At 41.5% G+C, this 20,096-nt stretch carries 10 protein-coding genes; 3 read left to right on the top strand and 7 right to left on the bottom strand.

What is annotated here, in order from left to right:
• Together M2419_RS03365 and M2419_RS03370 are read right to left on the bottom strand one after the other, a co-directional pair.
• Positions 1–3,123 carry a TonB-dependent receptor gene (locus M2419_RS03365; RefSeq protein WP_182331121.1) on the bottom strand — a complete coding sequence of 1,041 codons (3,123 nt, stop codon included), beginning with the start codon at positions 3,121–3,123 and terminating at the stop codon, positions 1–3.
• A gap of 362 nt (positions 3,124–3,485) precedes the next feature.
• Positions 3,486–7,562, bottom strand: coding sequence for a two-component regulator propeller domain-containing protein (locus tag M2419_RS03370; protein ID WP_182331120.1), 4,077 nt, complete (start codon positions 7,560–7,562; stop codon positions 3,486–3,488).
• Between the two features lie 292 nt (positions 7,563–7,854).
• Here M2419_RS03370 and M2419_RS03375 point away from each other — a divergent pair, with 292 nt between their 5' ends.
• Complete coding sequence (locus M2419_RS03375; RefSeq protein WP_159727832.1) at positions 7,855–10,146, top strand: family 20 glycosylhydrolase; 2,292 nt, start codon at positions 7,855–7,857, stop codon at positions 10,144–10,146.
• A gap of 84 nt (positions 10,147–10,230) precedes the next feature.
• Here M2419_RS03375 and M2419_RS03380 read toward each other — a convergent pair whose 3' ends face one another.
• Positions 10,231–12,675 carry a PIG-L family deacetylase gene (locus M2419_RS03380; protein ID WP_153846200.1) on the bottom strand — a complete coding sequence of 815 codons (2,445 nt, stop codon included), beginning with the start codon at positions 12,673–12,675 and terminating at the stop codon, positions 10,231–10,233.
• Positions 12,676–13,215: 540 nt separating this feature from the next.
• On the opposite strand from M2419_RS03380, the gene M2419_RS03385 reads away from it, so the two are divergent.
• The gene (locus tag M2419_RS03385; RefSeq protein WP_153846202.1) at positions 13,216–13,455 is read left to right on the top strand and encodes a hypothetical protein; all 240 of its coding nucleotides are present in this window, start codon (positions 13,216–13,218) and stop codon (positions 13,453–13,455) included.
• Positions 13,456–13,468: 13 nt separating this feature from the next.
• Here the strand turns inward: M2419_RS03385 and M2419_RS03390 are convergent, their stop codons facing one another.
• Together M2419_RS03390 and M2419_RS03395 are read right to left on the bottom strand one after the other, a co-directional pair.
• The gene (locus M2419_RS03390; protein WP_153846203.1) at positions 13,469–14,182 is read right to left on the bottom strand and encodes a LytTR family DNA-binding domain-containing protein; all 714 of its coding nucleotides are present in this window, start codon (positions 14,180–14,182) and stop codon (positions 13,469–13,471) included.
• The gene (locus tag M2419_RS03395; protein ID WP_070568077.1) at positions 14,179–15,240 is read right to left on the bottom strand and encodes a sensor histidine kinase; all 1,062 of its coding nucleotides are present in this window, start codon (positions 15,238–15,240) and stop codon (positions 14,179–14,181) included. Before M2419_RS03395 ends, M2419_RS03390 begins: the two co-directional genes overlap by 4 nt.
• Positions 15,241–15,473: 233 nt before the next feature.
• Between M2419_RS03395 and M2419_RS03400 the strand changes: the two genes are divergently transcribed.
• The gene (locus M2419_RS03400) at positions 15,474–16,451 is read left to right on the top strand and encodes a hypothetical protein (protein ID WP_259254226.1); all 978 of its coding nucleotides are present in this window, start codon (positions 15,474–15,476) and stop codon (positions 16,449–16,451) included.
• On the opposite strand, the gene M2419_RS03405 is transcribed toward M2419_RS03400, so the two are convergent.
• The gene (locus M2419_RS03405) at positions 16,435–17,121 is read right to left on the bottom strand and encodes a trans-aconitate 2-methyltransferase (protein ID WP_259254227.1); all 687 of its coding nucleotides are present in this window, start codon (positions 17,119–17,121) and stop codon (positions 16,435–16,437) included. The two genes, M2419_RS03400 and M2419_RS03405, sit on opposite strands and share 17 nt — an antisense overlap.
• 194 nt (positions 17,122–17,315) lie before the next feature.
• Positions 17,316–20,054, bottom strand: a complete 2,739-nt coding sequence (ligD, locus tag M2419_RS03410; protein ID WP_259254228.1) for a DNA ligase D — start codon at positions 20,052–20,054, stop codon at positions 17,316–17,318.
• Positions 20,055–20,096: the final 42 nt, after the last annotated feature.

Below are 20,096 nucleotides of genomic sequence, written 5' to 3' on the forward strand. Positions count from 1 at the left end.
TTAAAAAGTCATATTAAATCCAACCATAAATACCCTTTGCTGTGGATATACTACTGCTGCTCTCGCTTCGATCTCAGGATCAATCTGGTAGTCTTTGACATTGTCAAAAGAAATCAAGTTTGAAGCATTGATATAGAACCGTATTTTTTCGGCCTTTATCTTTTGAATCCATGCTTTTGGCAGATTGTATCCAACCTCCAGGTTGCGGACACGCAGATAACGTACATTGGTCAACCAAAAATCACTATTTCGACTATTGGGACCTGAGTTGCCGTTACGAATCGCAGGGTAGCGTCCCGGAATCCATTCACTGTTTGGATCATAAGGGTCTTTGCGATGCCATCTATCTTCAAGTAGATAGGCTGGAGAATTACCCCCACCGTGGAAGGCATTACGTAATTCATAATCCTGAAACCAGGATTGTATTGCACCACCAGCAAGATCGATATTCAAGTTGATGCCTTTCCAGTCGAGACCAATACGACCACCAAAGCTCATCATCGGTGCCCAGCCCGTTTGGTAACCTATTGGACGTTGATCCATATCGTTAATGACACCATCTCCATTTACATCTTTATAAATTAAATCACCAGGGAGTTGGGACCTATTGTTCTGACCATCATTATTGATCGGATGGTTGCGGATCTCTTCTTCCGACTGAAATCGTCCGACGACTTGGTATCCCCACCATACTCCACCCCAGCGATCCTCAATGGAATTGCGATACTCATTCCAGGAGTTGCTGAAACGAGGTTTATAGGTTTCTAACTCCCGATAACGTGAAAAAGTCATATTTCCACTGACAACATAGTTTAACTCGCCGACCTTATCGGTATAGGTAATGATACCTTCCGCACCATAATAGCCGTTCTTACCGAGGTTTTCATTGGGAAGGTCATAACCGATTTCGGCTGGTAATAGGACATCGTATCGTTTGCCAGGATATCCAGTACGGATAATTTTAAAGATATCGGCCGTCAATGTCAGCTTATTGTTCAGCAGTGTCGCATCGATACCCATGTTATAATTGGTATTTTTAACCCAGGAGAGGTTGCGAACTGGTAAACCTCTAGGCTGTACCCCGGGTACATAGGCTCCGTCTAAGACAGCACTTCCAGCCGCCCAATTATATCCGGCAAGGTAATCATGCATTCCCACGCCCTCTTCAAGTCCTGTTTGTCCGATCGAAGCACGGATTTTAAGGTCACTAACCACGGATTTTAAGGGTTTAAAGAATCCTTCATCCGAAATACGCCAACCTACCGATGCTCCCGGAAACAATCCCCAGCGCTTACCTTCATAATATTTAAAAGATCCATCATAACGGCCCAATACTTCCAGAAGATACTTGCCCTTGTAGTTGTAATTTATACGGCCAATATATCCAGCCCGAGCCTCGTAAGCCCATTCATCGGCCAAACTATTGAGCTCCGACAGTCTTAACAACGGAATATAATTGTTTGAAGGATTTGCGCCCAATGCCTTATACGTCCGGTCCCAATCTGAACGCTCATAGCCTAACATTCCCGCGAAAGTGTGATCGCCAATCTGCTTGTTATAATCGATCTGGAACTGTGCAAAGCGGGAAACAATCTCCCTCGTGGTATCGTAACGCCAGCCAGCATCACTTCCGCCAGTTCGCTTATAAGCATTATTTTCGTATCGATATACATCATAGGTATATTGGAAGCCTTCAAATTTATTGTTGGTATAGTTGTAAGAAACAGTTCCTTTTGCCGACAAACCAAAATTTGTCTTATAGGCCGCAAAGAGATTCACATTTCCTGCAAGGTATTTATTGTCTTTATAGCCGGCAATATCGCGGCTAAAGAGAGCCGGATTATAGGGAAAATCATTGGTATGATTGATATATTCCGGATTGTCATTTGCGTAGGGACCTACAGTCGGCCTATTTTTCATAATAGCCAAAATAGACGAGAAGTATCCATCCCCACCTGGTAAGCCAACATCCTGTGTTCCTTCATGTCTTCCTGAAATCTGTGTCCCGACAGTAAGTCCTTTGAGTACCTCAGCTTCCATATTGGCCTGGAAATTGGTTCGCTTATAATTGAAATCCTTGATCATTGCATCCTGATTGAGGTGGCCCAATGACAGGAAGTAATTGGACTTTTCATTTCCACCGGTGACATTGGCATTGATGTATCGCTGTGGAATATTCTTACGGATCACCATGTCATAATAATCATAGCCTTGGTAGCCGGGCTCTGTCCCTGCCTGCCATTTCGCCAACTCCTCGGGTGTATAAACCGTCTTCGGGTCGCGGTTTTCATTCTGTGCGGCCTCAACTAATCCACGTGTGTATTGTTTAGCGTTTGCCATGGTCGGAAAACGTGTCAAATTTTGCCAGCCTTGGTAGCCATTAATATTGATTTTTGCACTTTCTCCTTTTGCGCCTTTTTTGGTGGTAATCAATACAACACCTCTGGAAGCACGGAATCCATATACTGCTGCTGCGGCATCTTTCAAAATAGAGATACTCTCAATATCTTCGAGATTCAGCGAATTAAAGATATCTGCGCCGGAGCCATTCTGTGTACCAACCCAATCAGTACCTTCCTGACCTCCATAAGCAACACCATCAATTACATATAAAGGCGAGCCCATATTCCGGATTTCGATCGCTGCACCACGACCGGGACGTGCGTCTTTGGCACGCACTGAGATCCCCTGCACCTTTCCTGCCAAAGCCCCAGCAGTCGTCGTCGATGATGACCGTACAATATCCTCTGATTTAATATTGCTTACCGCCCCTGTAATATTACGTTTGGACTGTTTACCATAACCAACAACGACGACATCCTCCAATACATTTTCATCTGCCTCGAGCTGGATTTTTAAATTTGTTGTTCCATCCAATGGAACTCGACGAGTCTTATACCCAACAAATGACACGACGAGCGTTCCTTTGTTAGCATTCAGCTCAAATTTCCCCGATTTGTCTGTTGAGGTTCCCTTCCCCCCTTCAAGGAGGAGTACACTCGCACCAACGATAGGCTCGTTTGCTTTGTTGAAAACTTGTCCCGTAACCTTCTCCTGCGCATACAGCAAAGTTGGCATCACGCTCAACATGGTGTAAAAAGAAGCAATCTTTAAGTTTTTCATAAATTTCAATACGAATTAAACAGTAAATAATACAATCTAGCTGGACAAGACAATATGATGGTAAACTACGGTCTACTTTGGTTATTTCTTTTGCATCGTTGCCACCCCTACCTAGATTTATAATTGGATTAATACCTCAAACTTAGCCGATATTGCAACACTCCATCGTACACAAATCCGTCAAAAAACATATATTTTTTAGTCAAAAACAGCTTTTTAAACATATTTAAGGCATATTTTATGTTTTTTTTCAAACTGATCTCGTTTTGATCGAAGTATATTAGACAGCAGCTTTATACGAAAAAACTATGCCCCTATCTATGTTGAAATAGTAGGGGCATACTTATCTGATGCGGATTGTTTTAATACACTACGCGGGCTTTATTGTCGGATCGTTGATATTCGGAAGGTAGTTGGCCAAACTCCTCTTTAAAGCATTGCCGAAAATAAATCGCACTATTGATTCCGACCATAAATGACACTTCGGTCACGTTATACTTCCCAGTCCGAAGTAGATCTGCCGCCTTATGGATACGTATCTTACGTACGAGCTGATTGATATTTTTTCCTGTGATGCCTTTCAATTTCCGATAAAGGGTAGACTGACTCATATTCATGCGATCAGCGAGGGCAGCAGCATCCAAGACCTCATCCTGCATATGCTGCTCGACGATCTGCATAAAATCCTGAACAAATTCATTTTCACGCCAGAGTTCCTCCGAAGGCTTTTGTTCTAGTTCTATATTGGTAGTTGAAAAAGATGGTTTTGTATTTAAACTTTCCAAAATCAGTTCATTGATCTGTTTCTGTCGGCTCAATAGATTGTCAATACGTTTGAAAAGTAAAGCTGCTGTAACTGGCTTGATCAGGTAGGAATCTATCCCTAGATCATAACCTCGTTGCCGGTCTGCATCGGTATTTTTTGCTGTCAATAGCAACAGTGGGATATGACTTGTACTACGTTCCTGTTTCAATTGCTGTACAAGCTGAAAACCATCCATATCGGGCATCATAATATCACTGATCACCAAATCGGGCACCCTAGCCATCGCCATTTGATAGCCTACAGTTCCATTTTCGGCGAGCACCACGTCATATTGTCTTTGCAATGTACTTCCCAGATATTCACGAAGTTCCAGATCATCCTCAACCAATAGCACTAGCGGACGTTGCGAAGAAACAGGCAGCTCGCCATTCTCAACAGGTAATCGATCGGTTTTCAATTTTACCGTAAAGGTGGTACCAAGGCCAAATGTACTATTCACATCAATCTTTCCATGATGGATCGCCACAAGTTCTTTCACCAAGGCCAGACCAATACCCGTACCCTGAGTACCTGTGTTCGCAACCTGATAATATTTTTCAAAAATCCTACCGATATCTTCTTTGTCAATACCTACTCCAGTATCTTCTACAGACAACACCGCCCAATGATCCAAATCCGATTCTTCGTAATGCAAGCTTAGTTTAATATAACCTGACTCGGTATATTTATAGGCATTCGACAATAAATTATCTACGATCAATTGTACGATTTCGGCATCAAATAGCGTACGTGAATCCCTCACAGGGAGTTCAGACAACACCCGAAGACCAGGTTTGTGATTCAATGTTTTATATTTATGGGCAAGATCTACGAGCATTTCTCCCAAAGACCCAGCTTCCGGTACAAAGGGTTTAAACTGCGATTCTACCTTCCTAAATTCCAACAACTGGTTGACCAATGTGAAGAGTCTATTAGCGCTTTTCTGTACCGTCTGAACCAGTTCGCGATGTTTTTCAGTAAGCTGCTGCTCTTGGGACAGGTCGTCAAGGGGGCCTAGAATCAACGTCAAAGGTGTCCGTAGCTCGTGCGTTATATGCGTATAGAAATTCAGGCGTTCTGCATGTAACTGTTCGTCCTGCACATGTTGCCGCTCTTTCAGTTTTAGTTCGGATTCAGCTTTCATTTTTTTGAAATAGAAAGAAATGATAATATATCCAATTAGCAGCACAAGGAGCAGATACACGATCTTGGCGGATAAACTGAGATAAAAAGGTGGCGCAATTTTGATCAATAGATGCTGGTAGTCCTGCGACCATTGCCCATTTTTCATCCGGGTGCGAATCAGCAGCTCATGTTCACCATAGGGTATATTACGAAAATCGAGGTTGGTCTCGTTTCCCAGAAAAATCCAGTCATTATTAAGCCCTTGCAATTTATAGCCAAACTCGACCAAACCGTCTAGAGCAAAGTCCATAACAGCAAGTTCGATGCGAAAGCTATTTTCATCATAATTGAGTTCAATTGCCTTTGTCGGCGAGGGATATTTATCGACCTGTGTACCGGACTCTCCGGATCGAAAAACAATAAATCGGCTAATACTTAGGGGTGAGGTTGGTAAATTGGACGGGATTGTGGCTGGGTTGAAATAACACATTCCTTCCTGCATCCCAAAATACAGTCGACCTTCACTGTCTTTTCCTACACTTGCATTGATAAAACCTCCCAAAGGCAAACCGAAAGACTGGTCATATTGTAGAAAACGTCTTTCTTTCGGGACATAGCGTAACATCCCCGATTTGGTCGAACACCAAATATTTCCGGTATGATCTTCTGCGAGTCCATTGACAAAAAGCCATGCATTCCCTCCCGGAGGCATCAATAGAGACAGATCACCAATCTTCTTACCCGCTTCCTGTACGGCCAGTCCTTGATTTGTAGCCACCCAGATATTGTTATTTCTGTCCCGCAACAAATGATTAATCGTGTTATTTTGCAAGCCATTACCCTTGTCCATTTTTCGAAGCAGTTTATGCTGGGGATCGTAAACATAGAGTCCTTGCCCATAAGTACCGACCCACATGTTGTGTTGGCCATCTTCCATCAACGTTCGGGGTGCATAATCGCCAAGCATTGGTTTGTTGATCAAAAGCTTCTGGACATGCCCCTTTCCTTCATCATATATAAATACCCCTTGATGTGCTGCAAACCAGATCTGTCCCAAATGGTCCTCATAAATCGCGCGTACCTCCGTCACAGGCTCACCTAAATCAATGGTTTTCCAAACGGACGATCCAGCATATTGAACGGCAATTCCACCTTTACGTAATCCAAGCCAAACATGTTGATGCTGGTCCTTAAAAGCTGTTAGAAGGAAATCGTCTGCCCCACCATTCTTTTTGGTAATCTGCTTCAATAAACGCCCTTCCGCATTCATTTCGACCAGACCTGAGCCTTCAGTGGCCAAACGTATTGTCCGATTTTCCCCCACCAATACATTGCTCACTGTTGCCAGTCGATCCGGCAGCATATTGTCTGATGGAAAGACACTAAAGAAGGGGGCAATATGACTCACAACTCCCAAGCCACCACCATATAACGCTAGCCAAACGTTTCCAAACCGATCGGGAGTAATATGCTGGACCATCGCATTATTGCCTTTCCCCAGATCAAAACGCTCTACATGCTGTACGGCCTCAATATGCTTATCATAACCATAGCTCGGCTGCAGTAAAAAGAGTTGCGACGATTCGGCCCCTATCCACAACGTATGACCAATTTCCTTAATCGCATATACAAAAGGTTCATTTCCATTTTTTGCCAATCCTGCCAAAGAAACCTGCTGTAGTTTACCGGAAGCTGGATGATACACAGCCAGCCCCTTTCGGGTCCCTATCCACATATTGCCGGCTTGATCACAAAACAAGACTTTAATTTCATTATCCGGTAATTGTCCGGAAGTATTGTGATTAGTTAGTCGTTTCAAAGAATGGCTAATGGGATCCATTATTGTTAAACCTTCGTTAACATGCCCTATGTAAAGCATTCTTTTTTGATCTTCGGCCAGAGACCAAATGCTATTTTCGGGAAGACCCGGAAAATTCTTTTTATTGAAATGACTAAATTCCCCCGTTACCGGATCAAAATGCTGCACCCCTTGATGGTAGGTCGCTAACCACAATTTCCCATCCTTGCCTTCGATCATATCCGTAATATCATTCGTGGCTATAGATTTTGGATTAGCTGCATCATGTGTATAATAACTGAATCTATTTGTGCCTAGGTCAAGCACATTCAGCCCATTGGATCTTGTTCCGATATACACTTTCCTGCCTGCATACAGTAGCGTATTAATTTCATTGCTATTGACCGATTGACCGTCCTGCTTATCGGCAGCATAATACGATTTAAAAGACTTTCCCGCATAACGGTTCAGCCCCAGCTCTGTGGCTACCCACATAAATCCTTCATCGTCATGCACGATATCCAGTACCTGCTGATTGCTTAAGCCATCTTGAAGGGAAAAAAAATGGGCACTATTGGGCTGTCCATAAACATGGGCCAACTGCCAAAAAAAACCAATGATAATGAGAAAATTTTTCATAGCTCCGCCACCACCTAATAAATTAACAACACCTACCTGTTCTCTTGGATGAGATCCTTTGCCGACTATCATTCGCCCCAACCCATTTGCAACTTTTTACAAAATTGTCGAACACCGCAACAACTATACAATGAAAATATTCAGGATATAAACACAACATAGGCCCATTCAAATAAAGGTTATTTTCAAGTTAAAGATAAGAATAAATATATAAATGTCAAACAAACATTTATAATAATACCAAGAGGAGTATTGCGCATAATCTCACGGAATATTGATCAACTAAAATTACCTGCCAATACCTGAAATATTGGTATATTGCAACAAAATCTAATAACACTTGTGAATCACAAAAAACACGTTCATGAATAAAATCTTCTCAACCTTACTCCTATCCTGTGCCCTGTACCTGCCGACACTAAATTTTGCGCAACAAAAAAATGCACTTCCTCAACTCATTCCATTTCCGCAGCAGTTGGAGGCTAAGCCAGGCCTTTTTCAGCTAAAGGGGCAAGAATTGGGTTACTATATTGATCCATCCCTATCTTCTAAATCATTATCGGGATGGATCGACCATTCCCTATTCGGGAAACTGAACAAAAAAAACGTGAAGCAAGCCAGCGCCACGTTGCAATTGATTAAAAATCAAGGGCTCTCAAATGAGGGGTATGAATTGATAATAGATCAAAAAGGTATCCAGATCATCGCCGCATCTGAAAAGGGTGCATTTTATGGATTACAGACAATCCAGCAATTATATTTACTCTCAGGAACAACAGCTAAGCTTGCTCTTCCCTATGTAACGGTCAAAGACGAGCCAGCTTTCCAATGGCGAGGTGTCGAACTCGATGTAGCCCGTCATTTTTTTCCAAAAGATTATATTTATAAATTTATCGATCTACTTGCAACCTACAAGTTCAACAAATTTCACCTGCACCTGACAGACGATCAAGGTTGGCGCATAGAAATCAAAAAATACCCCAAACTAACCGAACAAGGGGCTTGGCGGACGTATAACAATCAGGATTCTGCCTGCTTTGTGAAAGCCAAGGAAAATCCCGACTTTAATCTGCCCAAGGAACTGATCCGCACAACAAACGGAAAGGAAGAATATGGCGGTTTTTATACACAACAGGATATCAGAGACATTGTTGCCTATGCGGGCAGCCGACACATAGAAATCATTCCGGAAATAGATATGCCTGGGCATATGATGGTGGCTACAAAGGCCTATCCCGAACTCCTATTGGACAGTCAGTCCGCGGGCTGGGGAAAACAATTTTCTGTACCGATCAGCCCCTGGAAAGAAAGCAGTTATACTTTTGTTGAGAATGTACTAAGCGAAATCATTGAGCTATTCCCATCACACTATATTCACATTGGTGCCGACGAGGTAGAAAAAGATTCCTGGTCAAAATCAGCAGCTGCGCAAGCTTTTATGAAAGAAAAGCAAATACCTAACTTACATGATCTGCAAGGTTATTTCGTCAAAAGAGTGAACAATTTTATCCGTTCAAAAAATAAACAGAGTATCGGCTGGGATGAAATATTGGACGGCAGTTCCGATACCAGCATGATGGTCATGTACTGGCGTGGTTGGGTAAAAAATGCACCTATGGAAGCCGTTAACCGTGGTCACCGGGTCGTTATGACACCTACAAATCCGCTTTATTTTGATTACCTTCCAAATAGCAGCAGCCTAGATGCCGTGTACAATATGAGCGTGGTCCCTTCGGATATATCCAGCCAAAAAGCACATTTGATCCAAGGTGCACAAGCCAATATCTGGACAGAAATGATCCCCTCCACTGCGCGGTTAGAGTTTATGATCCTCCCACGTTTAAGTGCTTTATCGGAACGCGTATGGACCAACAAATCCCTCTATGATAGCTATAGAAATCGAGTAATTGCACACTTTGGACTCTGGAACAAAATGGGTTTACGGTATCGTATGCCAGACCTTAACGGTTTCGCTGAAACACAGGTAATTGTCGACGGACAATCTACACTAAAAGTTTCGAATGAACTTCCCCAAAATCCAATACACTATACTACCGATGGTAGTCTTCCAACAAAGCAAAGCCCAGTGCTTAACGGCTCTCTTGTCGTTAAAAAAGAAGGTCCTATTCGTTTTGCGACAATCTCGCCTTCGGGTGCAAAAAGTGAGCTCTATCAGGTTGATTTTAAAAATGATACTTGGAAAAAGGGTATAAAAGTTGATGAAAGCACCGTGGCCCCGGGCCTTACAGCGACATTTTTCAATGGAACTTTTACCAATACTTCCGCCATTTCGGGTCCCGAAGTGCGTCAGGAAGTGATAAGCAATGTAGCGCTAAGCGATACCATCAAAATGCCTTCTTTTGGTGCAAAAATAAGAGGATACCTCTACGTCAAAGAAAAAGGAATTTATAATTTCTACTTCACTTGTGATGATGGTGGTGTCCTGCGGATACATGATCAGCTTGTCGTTGATAATGACGGACAGCATGCACCGATTATGAAAAGCGGACAGATTGCGTTAGAAGCAGGCTACCACCCAATTGCTGTAGATTTCCTTGAAGCTGGAGGAGGTTTCACCTTAAAACTTCAATACAATGTCAATGATTCAAAAGTGATCGATATTCCCAAAGCGTCTTTTTTCCATAAAAAGGATTAAAAAAATCGACATAAAATAGCAGTGATACCATCCCCAGTGCAGTCAATGCTCACTGGGGATTTTTTTACCCCACAAGATTCTGGTCTAACGCGAAGCTAGGGATAACATATTCGCAAAAAGACGATATGCCCCTGCTACTCCTGCTGGCAGTTGTCTAAACAGCGACAGGCTGTTATAGATATAATAACCTTTTCCTTTTTTGTGCAGTAGCAATAACCCATCTTCCGTACGATTATCTCCATTTTGCCCACGCAGTATCGGTTCAAAATCCGAAGCCCATTTTTGAGGTAAAAAAAGTGCCCGGTCCTGCACCCAATTTTGAAAATCATGCTGTCCGATTACATTAGGGTAGTTCAATATGCGATGGGAAGGGTTCAAAAATGATATATGGCTTTCTGTATCTGTAATTCTTTCCGGGGAAACCGCTAAAGGATAAGCCCCAACCTCCGTCAAATGCAAATCATACGGCGTATTATACTGCCCTATCAATACACCGCCCTGCTCAACATAGTCACGAAAAAGCTGATGAAATCCCGTAATTAGGGGATGGCTATTGTATATTCGTATTCCCAAAACCACTGCATCAAAGCCTGAGAGATCCATTCCCCCAATTGACTCAAATGGAATAATCTCCAAATGACCAACAAGCTGGCGTAAGCTCCCTGCAAGTTCATCGTTCACCCCCGAAATATAAGCAACTTTCTGGGCCGTAATATTCACGGGTAAATTTAGCACCCGCAATATGCCCTTGGGAAAGTAAGTTACTTGATTAACATGTGGATAAATAATACTTCTGGATGTGAACGGATACCGCCCTGTAGTCGTCTCAATCTCAAAGCCGATCTCTTGAATATATTCCTGCTGCGCATGCGACCTCAACTCAAACTTAAGCTTCTCGGTTGCATTACCCGCTATATTGAGCTCAATTTCTTTCGGAAATACATCGAGCCCATCCGGTAGCGTAAGCTTAACCTTTATAGATAAGGATTCGGAGACATTAGATTGTAGCTCTAAAGCAATTAAACGTCTGGTCGCATTGGAGAGCACCACGATGTCCGAATCAAAAGTTGCTGTCACCGGAGGGGCCACCGCAATAGGACTACCAGCATGTTTCACAGGCAACTTAACCGCGATCGGCAAGCCGGCAAACTGCAGTTCCAAATGAACAGACAATTCAGTTCCAAATTGTGTCAATACAACATCAGCAGGCGATGCCGGCGCATAGTTATGTGCATCGCCCTCAGCACTAAGCCAAGTTGGAAAAGAAGGTAAAATCGTATCCAGAAGCTGACCATTTAAATGGATCGTCTTCGAAGGTGACAAAGTAAAGTCTTTTTGCTCTCCGTTACGAATAAATGGAACTTTCACCCTGGTCAGCTGTAGATTGGATTCCGATGGGATATGCGCATTCAGGACCATATTAACCTCGGTCCCTGGTACCCAAAGTTCCTCAATAGCCTGTACTTCCAAAGATACACCAGCAAAGTCGAGCAGAAGACGCTCTACCTCCGCTCGTTTTTCATGGATAACATGCCCCTCGGGAACAATCCTCATCCAAAATAAAATCGTTCCAAGCTCCAAGACAAGTTCTGCTGCATCTGACTCACATTTTGCAATGAGGTCGTCCACCAAGCGATTAAATACGAGTGAATAAGAATCTTGAGCAGTATATTGTGTAAAAATAGCGTGCTGTTTCTCCGAACTGATCGGTGTACCTTTTAATAATTCAAAATATTCGGTGCTAGGCTGATGCCGAACCAGACTTCCCATGGCCTGAGAGCGATGTCTATTACGGCTTTCTGCAGCAATCTCACCATAATGAAAGTCCAAAGAGCCGTGTCTCGCTGGAATATCCAGCGAAAAATACGCTGGCAAAGGCCTTACTTCTCCACCGATATCCTTAACACCACTGTCCTGATATACATTCCACAACAGCTGCCGAGCCTGCCAAGGCTCCAATTCGGATAGCTGTTCTATATAAGCTGATGGATCAGCGGCCAGATCAAAAGCCTTTGCCGCTAGAATTGCTGAGGCCTGATGATGTCCATGTGAGTCCGGGACATCCGGTGAAAAACGTGTTACAATTACAGTAGGGCGAAAATAACGGATGGTCCAAACCATATCGGCAAGTACACCGTTTTCATCCCATCGTGCCAGCGTTTCATCGACAGATTTTGCAAATCCAAAATCCTTAGCACGTGTAAAGAACTGTTTTGTTCCCTCAATTGCACGAGCGGCAAGTGATTCCTGCACCCGAAGTACACCCAGATCCAGTCCCTTTTCTGTGCCAATAAAATTCTGTCCTCCCTCACCACGCGTCACGGAAAGATAGGCCGTATCGACCAACTGGTGCTGAGCCAAAAAGGTCAACAATTTATTGTTCTCGTCATCCGGATGAGCACCGATATATAAAACACGATCAGACATTTTAAGCCTACATAACGCACGCATCATCATTTGTTCTTTACGCGAAAAAGCCTGATCTAAATGTTGTTCGTGTGTCTGTTGTGCTAAATATTCCAATGCCATATCCTTCCTACTAAATATTTCTACGGCTCAAATATAGGAATATTTTTTAATAAACTACTAAATAGGTAGATTATATATTTTAATAAAGAATTAGTATTAATTATAATGGAGGATTAGCGTTAAAAACAAAGATGTTGCTCGTAAAAAAACACTAATCTAATCGTGTCAATACACCTTCTTTATGGGCGTAAAATTCATAGCTGGCTCCTTTTCTAAACTGCATAACCTTTTCGATATGGATACTACTATGGTTTTTGCTGAGGGTAAAGTATTTTTGCCGGAGCTGAAAACTAAAAGCTACTTAACTGTAACACCTGACAAAGATGCCTCCCCTTTCTGTAGAAATTTAGAATTGATAGCCGCTGGTATTTATTTTTGATCTACATCATGCGTACACTGCCTGCTCAATCTTGTTTTGTATAAAAATTAAATGCTTTCGTATAATATCGATTTCCCGGTGTCACCAGGAGCATAGATTTGTAAGGATACCTCAGGTGATTGGGGAATCAAATGATTTTGAACGCAAATAAATTAGTAGCGATGAAAGTTAGGCAAGTGATGATTTTTAAAAGTTCAGTGAAGACCAAAGACAAGAAAAATTTTTTGATGCAATTGGTCAAGACCCATCTTCCACAAGTACAAGATGCTACGGTTGATATTGATGATGAGGATGCTATTTTCCGGTTCGAAACAGAAGAGTGTTGTGTCGACTATCTGACAAATTTCCTACGTAGTTATGGTATCCAAGTTGATTTTCTGGATCGCTTTGTGATGGCTTAAATCAGCCATCAGATCAGAGGAGTCCTCCGGTATATTGTTTAAAGAAAGATTCTCTATAGATCTCACCAATCGGGATTTCAAACTTATCGATGTAAACAGTATGGTTATCAAAAGAATCAATAAACGATAAATTAATCAGATAGGATTTGCTGGTACGCGCAAACAGGCTCACCGGAAGTTTCTGGTGAATTGTCTTCAAATTCATTGCAGTAATCAGTTTATTGTTCCGGGTATAGATGACCACATAATCTTTGAGTGCTTCTATAAAGCGAATATCGGTAAATGCAATTTTATAGAATTTCCTATCCGATTTAATAAAAAGTGCATCCTCACTGGCCTTCTCAACCGTACTTTGGTTTTCTTTTAACGCTAGTAATTTTTTATAGGCTATTGCTTTATCGATCGCTTTTGCCAAACGGTCTTTATTGATCGGCTTCAACAGATAATCTATTGCATCCAATTCGTAACTTTTCAGTGCATATTGCGCATAGGCAGTCGTCAGGATAACCAGCTTGTCATTGGGAAGAGACTGTGCAAAATCGAGTCCATTGACTGTCGGCATCTCGATATCCAAAAAAAGTAAGTCCACCGGGTTTGTCTTGATACATTCCAATGCCGATATCGCATTGGAAAATGTACCTACTATCTGAATAGACGAAATTTCTTCGATTAAATTTTTCATTTCTTCCCTAGCCAGGGGTTCATCGTCTACAATAATGCAATTCATAAGGGAATAGTAAGTTTAACGCTATATAATGTCTCAGTTGTTGACACAGACAGTTCATAATCATTTCTATACAGCAGATCCAGTCGTCTTTTGGCATTAGCCAATCCCAGTCCGCTATATTTGCTTCGGACAAATGAGTTGTCGGGATCTTTCGAATTTTCACATTCAAAACAAAGCTGTTGATCCGTCTCAGAAAAATGGATTGTGATGAAAGTATCAGCATCACCGGCACTGAGACTATGTTTAATCGCGTTTTCAACAAAGGCCGTAAATAGATGCGGCGGTAGAAATACACCTTTTTTTTCCAATTCTATTGGGCAAGATATACGCGTTTTTAGGTTATCGCGGCGTATTTCCTCCAATTTTAGGAAATTGCTTATAAAGTTGATTTCGGACTTGAGAAGTGTCTTATCATCGTTATTTTCATACAGCTGATATCTTAGAAAATCTGATAACTTCATGATGACCTCGGTAGCCATATTCGGATCTTTTCGAATTAGAGCTTTAACGTTGTTCAGCATGTTGAATAAAAAATGTGGCTGAATCTGATTTTTTAAGGAAACAAGCTCTGTGGTCAAAGCCAGGTTTTTCAGTTCAGAAATACGCTTATTGTCTTCCAACCAACGTTTAAAAAGCTTAAATGTCGTGGTGGTTAGAATAATCGGAATACAGATAAATAATGCAGCGATTAGCCCCATAGAGTCCGACTCCGGTTTTTTTATAGCGGGAATATGAATGGAATAGATGTAATTTGCAATGTACATGACTACCAGCAAACTGGCCGTTACCAGCAGTATCAATGCTAAGACATATAACTCATATTTGGCCTTAAAGAAAAACTTTGGGATCAGTACATACATATTGGCGTAAAACATGCAGACGAATACAAACCAAAGGATAATAGAAAAATAAAACCGATAACTCCCTTGAAAATGAGAACTCGAATTTGCATTTGCAAAGAGCAACAGTAAACCGATCAGAAAAAACACATGTCGCAGTGGCCTGAATTTATTTTCTGTAAAATACCTTAAAACAATGCTATTATTGAAGTCTTGCATGCATTAGAATGATTTTAACCTAAATAACAAAAATAAAGCTTTTCTTGGCAAGAATCCGATCTCTTATACGAAGACCTGTTTTTTTTATACCAAAACTGGGAGATGATTTTTAACGTTCCTTTTCACTGTTCCGCTAAATTGGACTTTTGTATAAAAACAAGACCTGTTGGTCTAAAAAAAAAATACCACCTACAAATTTCGGCTATCCTTACAATGATTTTAATCATACATTTATGCAAAAAATACTTTTAGTGTTTGTACTATTGTTTCGTATATCCACTTCAATCGCACAGACTAAGGATAGCGTACAGCAAAAAGTGAGGGCTGTTGTTACTGACAAATTCCCCATAACACGGGTCCTCAATTTGACCTATGAATCCAATACAGGATACAGTTATTCATCAAAACTCCAAGGTCAGGATTTACCTAAAACAAAAGTAGAATCGATGTACCAAGCCGGAGGTAGTATCAACATTAATTTTTTAAAGAGCAGAACCTGGAACTTGGGTACCAATATTGGCTATCAGTTCACTTCTGTAAACTCCAATCGTTTAGACCCCATCGCACAATCTACCATACAGTCAACCCATCAATATCATTATCATTACGAATCACTTAATCTTACCCGTTATTCACGTTTATGGGGCAAAGTAGCATTTTATACCGCAACGGTTGCTGCCAATGGGAGTGAAAAAGCAATAGAACGCATTAATGGGATATTATCTGCTACAGTGGTACTAAAAGCCACGCGGGAGATTCAAATGGCGGTGGGCCTCATCGGCTTTATAGATCCAGCAGCGATTATTCCGGTTTTCCCAACCTTTGCCTACAAGCAACAATTTGCCAATGGGATGATACTTGATGTCATCTTACCTAAAGGAGCCTACCTTCGAAAAGAGGTCTTGCGGAATGGCCGCGTTTCAATAGGTTCCGATTTAAATAGTACGATCTTTTACCTCTATAACTTTCAGGGCGCTGAAAAAGTATATACCTTCAGTCAGATGGAGATCAATTCGGGTCTGACTTATGAACATAACCTGGGCCGATCTTTTATTGCCACCCTTAAATCAGGACTAAAAACCATACCTCGTGCACGCGTATTTGAAAAAAATAAAACCCAGCGCGATTATGTATGGGAAGCAAATCCCGATCCTTCGTTTTATATTAATGCGGGGCTTTCCTTCAATCCCTTTGCTAAGAAAAGGAAATAATATCTTTTTTTCGGGTTATCCACCCCATATAAATCGATGATTGAAAGAATCGAACAGGAGGTTCAAATCCGGCTTCTTCACAGAGCTCGGCTAATCGTTCTTCCGAGACATGCAACAATTCATGCTCGATTCTTCGCAATCTTTGAGCGACCTGTGTTTCATCTATCCCCTTGGGCAGAAGAAGTCTCAACAACTGCAAGTTTTGTTGAATCTGCTCCTTATTGCCCGTAATATCTAATAATAACAAGGGTGCTTGCGACATCATTCTCTTGAAAATATCTTGGAGCATAACCAATTTTTCGCCATTGTCTTCTAAAAAGTGTAATACAAGCAAAAGCGTCGCAGCACCATATTGTTTCTCTTCGTCCAAATCACTTATCACACCTTCGACAAGATGAACATTTTCGTCTGCTTCAAATTTTTCCAGGGCCTGACTAATCATCTCAGGCGACGGATCTATCCCGGTTATTGTCCAAGATTCTGCTGTGTCAACAAAACGTTCTATTTCATTTCCTGTGCCACATCCTACCACCAATAAATCCTTATTTTCAGTTTCTCGGAGAAGCTTCGGCAGCTGATCTAAAAAATAATGGTAATTGGGAATCCAGCTCTCAACAAATTGGTCATAGCCACTTGCACGCTCATTTTCAAACAGTTCTACTTTATTCATCTAGCTAACAATAATCGTTCAATATAAAATCAGTATGCAGTTAAAAGGTATACCTTTTCTGCATTCCAAATATACATCCAAAGTTATCTATTTAAAACTATTCTAAATAACTAATGATTATTCTGACAATCTCGTTACTTATATTTCACCGAATAGATCGGTCAATGAGTTTCTATATTCAGATTATATCAATACTATTTTTTTGAGAGTGTATCAATTACTTTTTTCAGATCGATCCCTTTCCCCAATACAGGTTTAAAGATATCACCCAGCTCATGCATTCTTTCAATCGCATTAAACAAGGTGAAATCACTAATTTTCAGCCCTTTTTTAACTTCATCCCAATGTAGTGGCATGGACACTGTCGCTCCAGGCTTGGGACGCACTGAATATGCTGCAGCAATGGTAGCATGTGGTCTATTTTGAAGAAAATCAAGATACATTTTACCTTTCCGATCACGAACAGTTCGCTCTAAGCTGGTATAGTCGGGTAGCTCCGCATGAATCAGGGTGACAATAATATGCGCAAACTCCTTGGACTGATCGTAATTATATTTATTTCCTAATGGTATATATATGTGAAGTCCCGTGGAACCACTTGTTTTACAATACGAAGGTACCCCCATATCATCTAAAAGTTGTTTGGTGAGCTGGGCGGTTTCAATAACCTGATCAAATGTATTTTTATCCGGATCCAGATCAATGATACAAAAGGTCGGATTATCCGGTTTTCTGACGGTACTACTCCAGGGATTCATTTCGATACAGCCAAGATTAGCCATATATAACAATGTAGCCTCGTCTTTTCCGACCAGATAATGCCGATCACGGCCATCGGCCTCGCTTTGGTAAAGATAGGTTTCTGCCCATTCCGGTGCTGTATCAGTAACATCCTTGAAATAGAACCCTTCTTCTTTGATACCATTTGGGTATCGATTCATGCTTTGTGGTCGATCTTTAAGGTATGGTAAAATAAAAGGTGCAGCCTGCTCATAGTAATTAATTAAATCGCGCTTGGTGATCTTTTCGTCAGGCCAAAATAGTTTATCGAGGTTGGTAAATTTTAACTCATGTCCATTTACCTTCTGAACCTGGGTTTTGTCTTTGGGGTTTAGCATTGTTTTATAGTTTTTTTTATCCGAACTGCCTTCCTTACTATTCTTTCGCATCCCATCTCCCTCTTTTGATTGTTTGCCGATAATCTCATTAACGGCCTGCTCTTCTTCCAAAATCACTTTTTTGGCATTTTTATCGTTACGCATGCCGACAAATGAGGGATGTCGCATAACGCCGTCACCGGTCATTTCTGTAAAGCTCACTTCGCAAACCAGGTTGGGATGTAGCCAGGTGACAGCGGCATGAGGAGGGCGGGGTCTAAATCGTGAGGATTTGTTGATATCGGGTTCGTCATCAAACGGGCTATTTTTTGTGACCAAGGGTTTGAACTGCGCCATCAGCTCTTGTTGTAATTTTGCACTGAATCCTGTTCCGACCTTTCCGGTATAAATAAGCTTTTTACCTTCATATAGGCCTACCAATAGGCTACTAAACAGTTTGCTGGAGCCTTCGTTCTTTGTAAAACCGCCAATAACAACCTCCTGACGCCTATTAGCCTTGATTTTCAACCAGTCAGGTGAACGCTCATGTATATGGTAAACGCTTTCCTTGCGTTTGGCCATAACCCCCTCTATACCGAGTTTTTTGGCTTCATTCAAAAATCCAACGCCCGATGTATCGAAATGTTCACTCAATAAAATCAAATCGTTTTGCGGCATTACTTCCTTTAAAATCGCTTTTCTGTCCAATAGCGAAAGACCTTTTAGATCTTTTCCATCGTACCAAAGGATATCAAATACATAATATACCAAATCGCCATCCGCCTCACTTCTCCAGTTTTGTAGGGCCGCAAAATTGGCCGTTCCATTTTTTTCCAATACAACGATCTCACCATCGAGTATGGCATTGATCGCGATGCTTTTCAGGGTATCATATACTGGATAAAACTTTTCCTTGAAGCTTTTGTCATTTCTGGATTTTAGTTCTATTTTGCCATTTTTCATAAAGGCCAAAGCACGATAACCGTCCCATTTCACCTCGTATACCCAGTTTTGATCATCAAAAGGCTTGTCGATCAGCGTCGCCAGCATGGGCTGCACCGTAGTATAAAAGACCTGCTTCGGTGATTTCTTTAGCAAGTCGGTGATATTATACGCTTGTTTCTGCGTCTCAGCCTTTTTCTTTTTAGGCACTTCTTCCAACTGGTTGCTGATTATTTCAGCAGCATTCCTACTTTTTTTGCTTTTATTTTTTGATATGCTATTCTTTTTAACAACAGGCTGTCCATAGACTTTATCGGGCGATTTTTCCATTTCCGCTATCGTCTTTCCCGACAATACGGATTTATCCTTTGCTATGACATCCTTGCTTGTTGCATATTGATCTTCCAACTTCATCAGTAGCCATTCATTCCCCCCTCTTCCATATGCTTTTACCAAAGCAAATTCTCCCTTCAATTTTTCTCCAAACAATCTGAATTTGAGCTTTCCGCTATAAAGCTGATGTCGAAGATTCTTATCCATTTTTACAACATCATTTGTCTCAGGAGCTAAAGCTTCATAGCTCCCTTCATCCCACACGATCACTGTGCCACCACCATACTGTCCTTTTGGTATGATACCTTCAAAATTCCGGTAATCGTAAGGATGATCTTCAACCATCATGGCCAAGCGTTTGATAGATGGGTCCATAGATGGCCCCTTGGGAACCGCCCAACTTTTGAGCACCCCGTTCATTTCAAGCCGAAAATCATAATGCAGATGCGAAGCATCATGCTTCTGCACGACGAAACGCAACTCCTTTCCGCTTGATCTTCCTCCAAAGGGTTCCGGTGTTTTTCCTGCGGAACGCTTTTCGCGATATTTTGACAAACCCATACGCCTGTTTTTAATCGTAGCTAACTTTCTATCTTAACACAA

It is taken from the genome of Sphingobacterium sp. BIGb0116, assembly GCF_024808035.1.
Classification (GTDB): Bacteria; Bacteroidota; Bacteroidia; order Sphingobacteriales; family Sphingobacteriaceae; genus Sphingobacterium; species Sphingobacterium paramultivorum.

Excerpts from the sequence above, each read along its gene's own strand:
- M2419_RS03395 (WP_070568077.1), bottom strand. The coding sequence starts at position 15,240 with ATGCAAGACTTCAATAATAGCATTGTTTTAAGGTATTTTACAGAAAAT.
- M2419_RS03380 (WP_153846200.1), bottom strand. The coding sequence starts at position 12,675 with ATGGCATTGGAATATTTAGCACAACAGACACACGAACAACATTTAGAT.
- M2419_RS03385 (WP_153846202.1), top strand. The coding sequence starts at position 13,216 with ATGAAAGTTAGGCAAGTGATGATTTTTAAAAGTTCAGTGAAGACCAAA.
- M2419_RS03405 (WP_259254227.1), bottom strand. The coding sequence starts at position 17,121 with ATGAATAAAGTAGAACTGTTTGAAAATGAGCGTGCAAGTGGCTATGAC.
- ligD (WP_259254228.1), bottom strand. The coding sequence starts at position 20,054 with ATGGGTTTGTCAAAATATCGCGAAAAGCGTTCCGCAGGAAAAACACCG.
- M2419_RS03375 (WP_159727832.1), top strand. The coding sequence starts at position 7,855 with ATGAATAAAATCTTCTCAACCTTACTCCTATCCTGTGCCCTGTACCTG.
- M2419_RS03365 (WP_182331121.1), bottom strand. The coding sequence starts at position 3,123 with ATGAAAAACTTAAAGATTGCTTCTTTTTACACCATGTTGAGCGTGATG.
- M2419_RS03370 (WP_182331120.1), bottom strand. The coding sequence starts at position 7,562 with ATGATAGTCGGCAAAGGATCTCATCCAAGAGAACAGGTAGGTGTTGTT.
- M2419_RS03400 (WP_259254226.1), top strand. The coding sequence starts at position 15,474 with ATGCAAAAAATACTTTTAGTGTTTGTACTATTGTTTCGTATATCCACT.
- M2419_RS03390 (WP_153846203.1), bottom strand. The coding sequence starts at position 14,182 with ATGAATTGCATTATTGTAGACGATGAACCCCTGGCTAGGGAAGAAATG.